A 12,322-nucleotide genomic window follows, 5' to 3' on the forward strand; every position below is an offset into this window, starting at 1 on the left:
ATAGGTGTAATAATGACAATTTCTAAGAAGAACCTTTCTTTAGTTGCGCTATCTTGTGCGTTCGTCCTCAATGCCAATGCAGCCTCAACGCTGTTTACCAACGTCGATGTTTTCAATGGCACGGATGAAAAGCTACTGCAAAACCAGAACGTATTGGTTGTCGATAACTTAATCAAAGAGATTTCGGCTAAACCGATAAAAACCGACAAGCAAACCACAACGATTAATGGCGAAGGCTTAACCATGATCCCTGGCTTGATCGACATGCACTCACACATGTGTATTCAGGAAGGCATGTTGGTAGGTCGAGATGGTTACGACCAAATGGCGATGGGTGCACGTGCTCACGTTTCCATGATGCAGTACCTCGACCAAGGCTTTACGACGGCTCGTGACGCAGGCTGTAATATTCTTGGTATGGCAAAAGCCATCAACAATGGTTTGCTAGAAGGCCCAAGACTCTTCCCAGCAGGCGGTTTCTTGAGTCAAACAGGCGGCCACGCTGATACCGGCAGCTTCAATGATGTACCAGGACGCGTTGACGATCTCGAACGCCACGGCTTTGGCTATATCGTTGATGGTGAAACAGAGGCTCGTCGTGCTGCGCGTCAGAACCTTCGCTCGGGGGCAACTCAAATCAAGATCATGGCTGGCGGCGGCGTCGCAAGTGAGTTTGACCCAATCCATATGACGCAATTCTCCAAAGAAGAAATGGAAGCGATTGTGGGCGTAGCGGAAGACTATGGCACTTATGTCATGGCCCACGCTTATCATGACCGTTCGGTTAATCGCGCCATTGATGCTGGCGTGAAAGTTATCGAACATAATTTCCTTATCTCTGAGGAAACTATCAAACGAATGAAAGAGAAGGGCGTAGCGCTATCTGCTCAAGCAGTGATGTCTCTTGAAGCCTTTGCAGAACCAGAAAAGATCACCTTCTTCAGTCCCGATCAAAAAGCCAAAGCGACCAAAGTAAACGAAGGCGCGAAACAGATGTTTGAGTGGGCGCGTAAATACGACTTGTTGATTGTAACGGGCGGCGATATGTTTGGCCCGTCTTACAATACGCGCCAAGCAGACAACATGGTTTGGATGGAGAAAGTCGGATTTACCCCTTATCAAATCATGAAGATGGGCACATCGAACGCAGCAGAAGTGCTTAGTTGGTCGGGTGGTATGAATCCATATAAATACGGAAAGCTCGGAGTTGTAGAGCCGGGGGCTTATGCCGATGTGGTGCTGGTGGATGGAAATCCTTTGCAAGACATCACAGTTCTTAACGATTACCAAGATAAATTCAAAATAATTATGAAAGACGGCAAGATCCACAAGAACACCTTGTAGTAAACTCTTTCGACTATTTGGGGACGAAGGCTGTCCCCAAATTTTTCTCTAAAAGACAAAGAACGATTCAAGGGAACGTATGAAGAAGTACCTATTAGCTGGCTTAGTTTTGCTGGCTTCATCAAATGTATCCGCCGACCAACTTAGTTGGCAGCAATTATTGCCAGTCAATGTTCCTCAAATTGAAGACCCATTTGTAAAACTTACCGATCAACAGCTTTTCGAACTTGGTTCTCTTGCAAGATACCGCGATTCTCAAAATCTTAATGAGCAACAGAAGCAAACCATGAAAGAGTTAGAGGACAGTTTAAAAGCTGACGAGTTAGACATTGAATGGTTGTTCAAAAAGCGAAACGAAATTACTGAACATCGTCGTATGTTGGCATCAATGCCAAACGCAACACTTACCGAAGATACTTATGAAATTCCAGGCTTTGTAACGCCAGTAGAATTTAACAATGACGTTGTCACAAAATTCTTCCTTGTTCCAACCATGGGCGCATGTATCCATACACCACCACCTCCAGCAAACCAGATTGTGTTGGTTGATTACCCGAAAGGTTTGAAACTGACTTCTCTTTACGAACCAATTTGGGTGAAAGGGGATCTGCACGTGAAAAAGACCAAAGCAGACGTTTCATACTCTGATGGTGCTGCGAACGTAGAAACTATCTACCAAATGGACGAGGTTTCTATCCGACCTTACCAATAAGAGTCTATTATCGAAATGACATAAAGCAGTGAGCTGTCGCTTAATGGCAATTTTCAAAACTCTGAATCATTAAAATCTCTTTCTAGAAATCAATTTAATGAGAACCCAGACATGAAAGTAACTGTTCCCAAGCTTAGTTTTATCGCTCTTTCACTTGTAATGGCGTCATCGGTTAACGCGGCGAACTTTGGTAGCCCCGATACGGTAGACAATACTATTGCAGAAAATGCTCGAGAAAAACGCTCATGGCGTGAGTCATTAGCTGAAGAACACAATGTTACTTTCGGTCTGGATTATCAATTCCTTGGACTAACGGCCTCAACCCCTCAAAGTGGTGGTGAAGATACGGCAAGTGCTGGTGTTGCTCGCTTTTATGGTAGCTGGGATCTGATCGGTCTTGATTCTGGCAATACAGGCGGTCTGGTTTGGAAAGTCGAACATCGCCATGCTTACAACGATTTGTCACCAAAAGAGTTCAGCTTTATCGGAAATGGGCTTGGTTATGCAGGCATGATTGGTCCAGCATACAGCGATCAAGGAGCTCGTCTAACCAACCTATACTGGAAACAAAAACTGAATGATGGCAAAACTTCCTTCATGGTGGGTTTCCTAGATACGACTGACTACGTTGATGCCTATGCATTGGCAAGCCCTTGGACCGGATTTACTAACCTTGCATTCAGTACTGGTGGAGGCTCGATTGGTCTACCGGATGATGGGATTCTCGGCTTAGCCGTGGGACACATGCTGACTGATAACTTCTATATGGTTGCAGGTGTCGCTGATGGTAAAGGGCGTTCAGATGAGCCATTTGATGGCTTCGATACCTTATTCAACGATCATAAATTGTTTACCACGTTCGAGCTAGGTTGGACGGCGTCACAAGACCAAATCTATACCGATAATGTTCACCTAACGGCTTGGCATTTAGATGGCGACACGCAACATAACCTAACGAATAAAGACAGCGGACAGGGTATTAACTTTTCAGCAAGCTACTTTGCTACAGAGCAATTAATGCCATTTGTTCGTGGTGGCTTTTCGGAAGGTGATGTGGCGCTTTATGATCGCTCCCTAACGGTGGGGATTGGTTATTTTGGTTTAGGTAAGCCAACCAACAACCTCGGCTTCGCTGTTAACTGGAGCCATGTTAACGATAACCTAGAGCAAGCCTATGGTGTGGATGACTCTGAACAGTTCACTGCCGAGCTTTACTACAACATGCAGTTAAACGACTACATTCAAATTACCCCTGATATTCAATACATTAAAGACCCAGCATTTTCGAACAAAAGCAGCACTTGGGTATTAGGTCTTCGCGCGAGAATATTCATCTAGATGATTATGTTTATTTGCCTTATTAAGAATAACTGTATATAAATACAGTTATTCTTGTTTTGGGTTAATTTTGCTATTGCGAAGAGAAAGGGAAAGGCAATGAACATCGCGTTAAGAGACAAAATCATTCAGGTGTGTAAGAAGAAAATAGAGCAGAAAGGCGACAATGTTGGTGTGTCCTTTTATGCCTTTTTCGCCAATAAGAATGACAATCCTGAGTTATTGATGGAAGCGGCGACTTGGTGGATTCAAACTCATCAACTCGATCACTTCGAAAAAGCGACCAAGATTATTCAATTAGTCGAATCCGAGATGTAGAAAGGGGCACATTACGTGCCTCTTTTTTATTTTCAGCCCTAAACCTTAGATTTTTAGAATCAGCGATTAAGCTTGTGCGAACTTATAAGTACGGTAACCGCCAAGTAGGTTACGTGCTTTAAACCCTGAGTTGACCAGTTGACGATAAGCGACGTTACCGCGCAAACCGACCTGACAATAAATCACGATCTCTTTGTCTTTCGGCAGTTCATTCATACGTTGGCGAAGCTGGTCGACAGGAATATTGATCGCGCCTTTAATGAAGCCTACAGATTCCAATTCTCCCGGATTACGAACATCAAGCAGCACCTGGTTTTCTGACAGGTTGTCAATCTCATCAAAATGAATCGCTGTTGCGTCACCTTTAATGATGTTGTTCGCAACGAAAGCCGCTTGGTTAATCACATCTTTCGCTGAGCCATAAGGTGGCGCGTAAGTTAGCTCAAGGTGTTGCAGCTGTTCTACCGTCATGCCAGCACGCTGAGCAACTGCCATTACGTCAATACGTTTATCAACGCCGTCTTTACCTACTGCTTGCGCACCTAAAATCTTTCCGGTTAATGGATCAAACAGCATTTTGAACGACACAGTTTCTGCGCCAGGGTAGTAACTCGCGTGGCTAGCTGTGTGGACATACACTTTTTCATAAGCGATGTTTTCACGTTTAAGCTGCTTCTCGTTTTTACCAGTAGAAGCAACGGCTAAATCAAAGATCTTACAGATCGCCGTGCCTTGTGTACCTTGATAAGTTTCTTGGCGGCCAAGCATGTTGTCTGCTGCCATACGACCTTGACGGTTTGCCGGACCTGCCAACGGAACAAGTGTTTGTTCGCCAGTGACAAAGTCTTTCTCTTCAACCGCATCACCAACGGCATAAATAGAAGGATCGCTGCTCTGCATATACTCGTTGGTGTAAATACCGCCTAGCGCACCAATTTGAAGACCGGCTTCTTGTGCAAGTTTTGTCTCAGGGCGAACACCGATCGCCATGATTAGGATATCGGTATTAAGTTGGTCACCATTGTTTAGAGACAGTGTCAGCTTTCCTTGAAGGTGTTGGTGCGCGTCATCTTCACCCGCTTCGTTGTTAGCGACAGATTGGTTCGCAATATATTCAACAGAAGATAGAGCAACGCCTAAGCGCAGGTCGATGCCTTTCTCACGAATTTCTGCATGAGCAAAACCAGCCATTTCTCGGTCAACGGGCGTCATCACTTGATCCGCCATTTCAACCAATGTGGTTTTTACGCCAAGCTGGTGGAAGGCTTCCATCATTTCCAAACCGATAAAACCACCACCAACGACTGTAGCATGTTCCACTTTGTTGGTTTCGATCGTCTTAATGATGCGATCCATATCTGGAATATTGCGCAACGAGTGCGTTAACGGGTTATCAATACCCGGAATAGGCGGCACAACTGGACCTGCACCAGGGCTAAGTAGAAGGAAGTCGTAGCTCTCTTGGTATTCAGAGCCATCAAGTAGGTTGTTAACCGTAACCGTTTTATCTTGGCGGTTAATAGAAACCACTTCGTTCATCACACGAACATCAACATTGAAACGAGCTAAAAAGCTTTCAGGCGTTTGAAGAAGCAGTTTGCTGCGTTCTTGAATATCGCCACCAATGTGGTACGGCAAGCCACAGTTTGCAAATGACACAAATGGACCGCGTTCAAACATGATGATTTCTGCGTCTTCACTAAGACGACGAGCGCGAGCTGCTGCAGATGCACCGCCAGCAACACCACCAATAATCACGATTTTGCTCATGGATTTCTCCTACTGAATGATTGAAAACGCCTACACCTTACTTAAATAAATTAGCCACGTCTAATGTTAATTTAACTACATTAGCATTGACTTAATAATATTAATTAGTAATATCTAATGAAACTTAACGTATTGATGAAGGGACATAAGAATGGGCGACAGTATGCTACAAAGCGCGACCGAAGCGAGTGAGCTACTTAAAATTATGGCTCATCCAGAGCGCTTAATCGTGATGTGCAAGCTGATTGAAGGCGAAAAAGGAGTCGGTGAACTGTTTGAAGGCTCAACATTAAGCCAATCAGCCTTTTCACAACACCTCACCGTATTGAGAAAACACGACATCATCAAAGCTCGAAAGGTGTCTCAGCAGGTGTTTTATTCGATTTCTGATGGGAGAGTCGCTCCGCTGATCGAAGCGTTTAACCAAGTTTTCTGTAAGCAATAATTCAGACTTTATATTGGTGGTTGTTATGTTTGAAGTTCCTTGGATGTCGCTTTTAGGCGGCGTCATGGTTGGCGCATCAGCGGTAATACTGATGCTATTCACAGGTAAGACAGCGGGAATCAGCGGGATCTTAAATGGCGCGATTGAGAATACAGACCGCGTTTGGCGAATTGTCTTCTTAATTGCGATGGCATTGGGCGGTGTGTTTGCTGTTTATGCCCTTGGCGGGCATGTACCAACTGAGTACAGCAGTTCTCTTATCTTAGTTGTCGTTGCAGGTTTACTTGTTGGGGTCGGTACCCGTATCGGTAATGGTTGTACGAGTGGACATGGCATTTGTGGAATGGGGCGCTTCTCTGTCCGTTCTGTTGTCGCGACGTGTACTTTTATGGCGACAGCCATGCTAACCGTCTTGCTAGTATCGTGAGGAATAGTGTCGTTATGAAAACTGACGTAATGAAAAATGTTAAACAAATTTCCATTGTCGCATTTTCTGGTGCGCTTTTCGGTATGGGTATGGTGATTTCCGGTATGGCTGATCCGGCAAAAGTGATCGGTTTCCTAGATATTACCGGCGCATGGGACCCAAGCTTAGCCTTCGTTATGGGCGGAGCACTTGCGGTGTTCGTTCCTGCTTATCTTTTATTAATAAAGCCAAGAAGCGAATCTGTGTTTGGTGATGAGATTTTATGTCCAACTTCTAAAACGATAGACAAAAAGCTAGTTGGTGGTGCAGCACTGTTTGGTATTGGTTGGGGCTTACTGGGTGTGTGTCCTGGTCCTGCGGTTGCCGGCCTTTTCACTGGCAACATACAAGTTCTGCTCTTTATAGCGGCAATGTTGGTTGGGTCATTCACCGCTAAAAGAGTGGTTCGTCATTAAAAAGAGAGCGTCGTAGACACTGGGCAATGGTCACTCAGTTTGTAGTCGAGTACATCTTGTGTTTTGAAAACGGTTTGAACACCAGACGACGCCTTTAAATCACCACTCATAATGATGTGATCGATCACCGAGCGGAATTGGTGGGTTTTATTCGGATTACGATTAGAACGCACTTTGCATTCAGCTTTGGTGTTTTTGGTCACTAACTTAGCATCGGTATTGTCCGATAGCACTTCCCATAACCAATCTCCGCGATACCCCAAATTGTGGTTAAAGTCGCCAAGCACGACATAGTGTTGTTTATTGTCCTCGCGCGCTTTCATCCACTTGGCTAGTGCCTGTCCTTGTTGTTTCACTATCTTACAATCGCGGTTATTGCGATACGCACCACTACAACCCGCTTTTAGATGTACAGAGAGTAGGTGAGTTTCGTTGTCTTGGTTAGGATTCAAAACAAGGTAGCTGGCGAAGCGGAGCTTGCTGTTGCCTCGTGTGATAGAAAAGTCAGGCTTGTCCAATACGTTTACGCCATTGCGTACCGCGAAACCTGTGTACTGGTTGGTATCGTTGAACTGAAGATGTCGATTAGAAGTGCTCGCACGATCAGACAAATAAATAGTGAAGTCATTACCAACCGTTTTTTGGATTGCAGCTGCACTTTCGACTTCTTGAAAAGCGAGAATATCAACTTGTGTGTTATCCACATAGTGGGCCAGTTTTTCAAAATCTTGTGGTGTTCTCGAAACTTTACCACCACTTATAGATAACCATTCTATATTCCAGCTGGTTAAGTTGACGGAATTTTGAGCAAATGAAAAAGAACTAAAAAGTAATATCGTCGTAACAAAAAGTGATCGCATTTTGGTCTATCGCACTCCTATCTTTTAGCGCATTCCTTTCCATCCTTTATCCTATAAGACCTCTAAAAAAAGCAAGTGGATTTCGCTCCAATTTTGCAATTTTCACAGTTTTCTTCGCAACTGAGATCAACGCCAATAAGATCGATTTGTTCTTGTTCGCTACCCATTTTTTATTGATCAAAATCAATGTTTTCAATTGGTGCTTCTCGTTAAATACGCCACAATATATTGTGTCATCAGAATAAGAAATAACCCCATATAGTGTATTTGTGGATAAGTCTGTGAGTATTTTGGGGTAAGGAGAAAAAGTGAAACCAATCGTAATCAAGCGTGACGGCTCAAGAGCTCCGTTCAACAGGGATCGTATTCAAGCAGCAGTAGAAGCTGCAGCGGAAAACAAAGACAAAGATGTCGCCATTTATGCACTAAATGTTGCTCTGGCAGTTGAGTTACAGCTTCAGGATCACGATGAAGTTCACATTCATGAGATTCAAGACTTAGTCGAAAATGAACTCATGCAAGGTCCTTACAAAGCCCTAGCTCGTTCTTACATTGAATACCGCCACGATCGCGACATCGCTCGTGAGAAGCAAAGTGCACTAACTCGCGAAATCGAAGGTCTAATTGAAGAAAGCAACCTAGATCTAATCAACGAGAACGCGAACAAAGACGGTAAAGTGATTCCGACTCAACGTGACTTGTTGGCTGGTATCGTAGCGAAACACTACGCGAAGACACACATCCTTCCACGCGATGTGGTTCAAGCGCACGAAGTAGGTGATATTCACTACCACGATTTGGATTACGCTCCTTTCTTCCCAATGTTTAACTGTATGCTTATCGATCTTAAAGGCATGCTAACGCACGGCTTTAAAATGGGTAACGCTGAGATTGATACTCCTAAATCAATTTCGACTGCAACAGCAGTAACGGCACAGATCATTGCTCAAGTAGCGAGCCACATATACGGTGGTACAACCATCAACCGTATTGATGAAGTACTAGAACCGTACGTAATGACAAGCTACGAGAAACACCTAGAGATCGCAAAAGAGTGGAACATTGCTGAGCCAGAAGAGTTCGCAAAATCACGCACTGAGAAAGAGTGTTACGACGCGTTCCAATCTCTAGAATACGAAGTAAACACGCTACACACGGCGAACGGGCAAACCCCATTCGTTACGTTCGGTTTTGGTCTTGGTACAAGTTGGGCGTCACGCCTGATCCAGAAGTCTATTCTAAAAAACCGTATTGCAGGTCTAGGTAAGAACCGTAAAACAGCGGTATTCCCTAAACTAGTATTCGGCATCAAAGATGGCTTGAACCATAAATCAGAAGATCCAAACTACGACATCAAGCAACTTGCGCTTGAGTGTGCGTCCAAGCGTATGTACCCAGACATCCTTAACTACGACAAAGTAGTAGAAGTAACGGGTTCATTCAAAACGCCAATGGGTTGTCGTAGCTTCCTTGGTACTTACGAAGAAAACGGCGAGCTGATTCACGAAGGTCGTAACAACCTTGGCGTAGTAAGCTTGAACCTTCCTCGTATCGCTATCCGTGCAAACGGCAGTGAAGCGAAGTTCTACGAGCTTCTAAACGATCGCCTACGTCTTGCTCGTAAAGCGCTAGAAACACGTATCTCTCGTCTAGAAAACGTGAAAGCACGCGTTGCTCCGATCCTTTACATGGAAGGCGCATGTGGTGTTCGTCTGAAAGCAGACGACTCAATCGCAGATATCTTCAAGAACGGTCGTGCGTCAATTTCTCTTGGTTACATCGGTGTACACGAGACAATCAACGCGCTATTCGGTACAGAAGCGCACGTTTACGACGACGCTGTTTTACGCGAAAAAGCAGTAGCTATCATTAAGCACTTGAAAGACACAGTAAACGGCTGGGCAGAAGATACCGGTTACGGTTTCAGCCTATACGCAACGCCAAGTGAAAACCTATGTAGCCGTTTCTGCCGTATCGATGCGAAAGAGTTTGGCGTAATCAAAGGTGTAACAGACAAGGGTTACTACACTAACAGCTTCCACCTAGATGTTGAGAAAACAGTAAACCCATACGACAAGATCGACTTTGAGATGCCTTACCCAGAAATCTCAAGCGGCGGCTTTATCTGTTACGGCGAGTTCCCGAACATGCAACGTAATGTTGAAGCACTAGAAAACGTATGGGATTACAGTTACACCCGCGTACCTTACTACGGTACAAACACACCAATTGATGAGTGTTACGAGTGTGGCTACAACGGTGAGTTTGACTGTACAAGTAAAGGCTTCACTTGCCCAAGCTGTGGCAACCATGACTCAACTAAAGTGTCAGTAACACGTCGTGTTTGTGGCTACTTAGGCAGCCCAGATGCACGTCCGTTTAACTTCGGTAAGCAAGAAGAAGTGAAGCGTCGAGTTAAGCACCTGTAAGGTTCACTTAAGCTCAAACCCAATAATGAAAATCAACCTGTCGTGGGTTGATTTTCTTTTCTAGCCAGCAAAACAAGGCACGATTATGAACTACCACCAATATTATCCAATTGACGTTGTTAACGGACCAGGTACACGCTGCACGCTATTTGTGTCGGGCTGTGTACACCAGTGCCGCGGCTGTTATAACCAGTCGACGCAACGCTTGGATTCTGGTGTGTTTTTCACGCAAGAAGCGGAAGACAAAATCATTGCAGACCTAAACGACACGCGCATCAAACGCCGTGGTTTATCTCTGTCTGGTGGTGATCCTTTGCATCCAGCGAACGTGCCGCACATTCTTAAGCTTGTAAAACGCGTAAGAGAAGAGTGCCCAGGCAAAGATATTTGGATTTGGACAGGTTACACGCTTGAAGAACTAGACGATGCACAGCGCGAAGTGACTCAGTACATCGACACATTAATCGATGGCAAATACGAGCAAGATAAACGAGACCTCAATCTAGAATGGCGAGGCAGCTCGAATCAAATTATCCATCGATTCACTGAGCTTTAAGCGTGAAACACAAGAAAGCTAAATATGAAAAGGGCACATTCGTATAATTCGAATGTGCCCTTTTGGTGTGAGTCCTTTTAAAGCTTTGCTCGATAGATGAGTCGCGCTGTTGTGATCTTACTATAGCACAACACTTCAGTTACGCTGTCACAGTGGAATCATCATCAACCATGTTATTAATCCATCGCTTAGACTGAATTCGGTGAGTTGTTAGAATGCCTTTTACCAATTCTTCGACCAGTAGAGACATCAGCACCCAATGCAGTGGTAAACCTAACACCATTCCAGTGTAGTAGGTAAGCGGAATACCAATCGCCCATTGACCAAACGTGTCGATGAAAATGCTATAGCGAATATCAGCGCCACTCTTTAATACGCCCCCAATACCAACCATGTTAAACACACGCAGTATCATGCCTAGCGCAAGTACTAAACATACATTCAGCGCCATTTGTGTGTCTGTGAGCGGGCTCATTTCCAGTAAATTCAATATTAAAGGCGAGCTAACCCACACAGCAAAAAACAACACAGTTGCGAGCACGGCGCTGGTTAAGACATACCACCAAGCGGTCTTCTCAACACGGTCATATTGCTGAGCGCCAATGTCATTCCCAAGCAACACAGACGCGGCAACAGCGAATCCCATAAAGGTTGAAATCAATACGCCTTCAATCGGCGATAGGAAAGAGATAATCGCCAGTTCGGATACGCCTAATTTACCGTAAATGATGCTGTAGATAATCAGGCCGCCGGTCCACAACGCATCGTGGATCAGCATTGGCATAGAGACTTTGAAATATTTGTTCCGATACTTCTTTATTGTACCTTCACGCCAATCTGAACGGGTAGGGAGCAGATACGCGTATCGACGACAGAAGAAATAAACCAGAATCGCCGTTTGAAAGAATCGAGAAATCAAAGTCCCCACAGCTGCGCCAAACACGCCCCATTGTGGAAAACCAAGTAAACCGAAGATCAAAACTGCATTGAGGAAGATGTTTACAACAATGGCAGCAATACTGACGTAAGTCGGCATCTTAGCTTCACCGACTGATCTCAACACCGATTCAATGGGAACAACGACAGCTGTGCCAATCAAACTCAATCCAGTTACCACCAAGTATTCCCTCGCGTACCCAACATACTCGGGGTCGTCCGCCATAAAAGAGACAATCTCTTTGTCGTAAACCACATACAACAAGATAAACGGCAAGGTCACGACCAACGAAATAAACCAAGATTGAGCGAGTGTTCGTCTTATTCCCGCAAGGTTCCCCGAACCATAATATTGAGAGGCTAAAACCGTTACAGCCCCACACAAACCAAACACCACAGCAAGGTTAAAGAAAAAGATTCGGTTACCGACACCCACCGCAGCGGTAGCGGACTCACCAAGTTGACTAACCATGAAGATATCCACGGCTCCGAGCAACGAAAACAGCATAGATTGGAGCGAGACAGGAACGCCAATCGCAACCAGTTTTTTCCAAAATGCTTTGTCTATGTATTGACGTGTTAAGAGCATCGCATTTCTCCTCTAAGAATAATGCGAGTAGTTTATCCACATGATTTAGCGGTGTATTTTTCAAAGACATCCAATAGTTTTGCGAAACTATCCAGTCTCTGTGGGAGTTACTCTAACTCCGAGACGAAAGTACCTTAGTGAGT

General features: G+C 44.7%; 12 protein-coding genes. 9 read left to right on the forward strand and 3 right to left on the reverse strand.

The features are described from left to right. The first annotated feature begins 12 nt into the window (after nt 1–12). The 4 genes from C1S73_RS23400 (at nt 13) to C1S73_RS23415 (ending at nt 3,712) form a co-directional block, all read left to right on the forward strand. Nucleotides 13–1,344: a metal-dependent hydrolase family protein gene (locus C1S73_RS23400; RefSeq protein ID WP_038870666.1), complete on the forward strand. Its 1,332-nt coding sequence runs from the start codon at nt 13–15 to the stop codon at nt 1,342–1,344. A 79-nt stretch (nt 1,345–1,423) separates the two neighbouring features. Then, a complete protein-coding gene (locus C1S73_RS23405; protein WP_038870668.1) occupies nt 1,424–2,056 on the forward strand; it encodes a DUF3299 domain-containing protein in 633 nt (210 codons plus the stop codon). 111 nt (nt 2,057–2,167) lie between these two features. After that, nucleotides 2,168–3,394, forward strand: coding sequence for a carbohydrate porin (locus C1S73_RS23410; protein ID WP_038870670.1), 1,227 nt, complete (start codon nt 2,168–2,170; stop codon nt 3,392–3,394). 99 nt (nt 3,395–3,493) lie between these two features. Continuing rightward, on the forward strand, nt 3,494–3,712 hold the full coding sequence (locus tag C1S73_RS23415; RefSeq protein WP_005446898.1) for a DUF6500 family protein: 219 nt from the start codon (nt 3,494–3,496) through the stop codon (nt 3,710–3,712). A 66-nt stretch (nt 3,713–3,778) separates the two neighbouring features. Here the strand turns inward: C1S73_RS23415 and C1S73_RS23420 are convergent, their stop codons facing one another. Next, entirely contained in the window at nt 3,779–5,482 is a 1,704-nt protein-coding gene (locus C1S73_RS23420; RefSeq protein ID WP_038870672.1) for an FAD-dependent oxidoreductase, read from the reverse strand. A 151-nt stretch (nt 5,483–5,633) separates the two neighbouring features. Here C1S73_RS23420 and C1S73_RS23425 point away from each other — a divergent pair, with 151 nt between their 5' ends. From C1S73_RS23425 to C1S73_RS23435, 3 genes are read left to right on the forward strand one after another with little or no spacing between them, the layout of a single operon-like run. Then, complete coding sequence (locus tag C1S73_RS23425) at nt 5,634–5,927, forward strand: ArsR/SmtB family transcription factor (RefSeq protein ID WP_005435229.1); 294 nt, start codon at nt 5,634–5,636, stop codon at nt 5,925–5,927. A gap of 13 nt (nt 5,928–5,940) precedes the next feature. Then, nucleotides 5,941–6,354, forward strand: a complete 414-nt coding sequence (locus C1S73_RS23430) for a YeeE/YedE family protein (protein ID WP_373413044.1) — start codon at nt 5,941–5,943, stop codon at nt 6,352–6,354. 14 nt (nt 6,355–6,368) lie between these two features. Then, nucleotides 6,369–6,809 carry a YeeE/YedE family protein gene (locus tag C1S73_RS23435; protein WP_038870676.1) on the forward strand — a complete coding sequence of 147 codons (441 nt, stop codon included), beginning with the start codon at nt 6,369–6,371 and terminating at the stop codon, nt 6,807–6,809. On the opposite strand, the gene C1S73_RS23440 is transcribed toward C1S73_RS23435, so the two are convergent. Beyond that, nucleotides 6,806–7,669, reverse strand: a complete 864-nt coding sequence (locus tag C1S73_RS23440) for an endonuclease/exonuclease/phosphatase family protein (RefSeq protein WP_038870678.1) — start codon at nt 7,667–7,669, stop codon at nt 6,806–6,808. The two genes, C1S73_RS23435 and C1S73_RS23440, sit on opposite strands and share 4 nt — an antisense overlap. A 308-nt stretch (nt 7,670–7,977) precedes the next feature. On the opposite strand from C1S73_RS23440, the gene nrdD reads away from it, so the two are divergent. Together nrdD and nrdG are read left to right on the forward strand one after the other, a co-directional pair. Beyond that, nucleotides 7,978–10,098: an anaerobic ribonucleoside-triphosphate reductase gene (gene nrdD / locus C1S73_RS23445; protein ID WP_038870680.1), complete on the forward strand. Its 2,121-nt coding sequence runs from the start codon at nt 7,978–7,980 to the stop codon at nt 10,096–10,098. A gap of 85 nt (nt 10,099–10,183) precedes the next feature. Continuing rightward, on the forward strand, nt 10,184–10,654 hold the full coding sequence (gene nrdG, locus C1S73_RS23450) for an anaerobic ribonucleoside-triphosphate reductase-activating protein (RefSeq protein WP_038870682.1): 471 nt from the start codon (nt 10,184–10,186) through the stop codon (nt 10,652–10,654). A 139-nt stretch (nt 10,655–10,793) separates the two neighbouring features. Here nrdG and C1S73_RS23455 read toward each other — a convergent pair whose 3' ends face one another. Continuing rightward, nucleotides 10,794–12,179 (reverse strand): MATE family efflux transporter, encoded by a 1,386-nt coding sequence (locus C1S73_RS23455; protein WP_038870684.1) that lies wholly within the window; start codon nt 12,177–12,179, stop codon nt 10,794–10,796. Nucleotides 12,180–12,322: the final 143 nt, after the last annotated feature.

Origin of the sequence: Vibrio jasicida 090810c, assembly GCF_002887615.1 — a bacterium.
Classification (GTDB): domain Bacteria; phylum Pseudomonadota; class Gammaproteobacteria; order Enterobacterales; family Vibrionaceae; genus Vibrio; species Vibrio jasicida.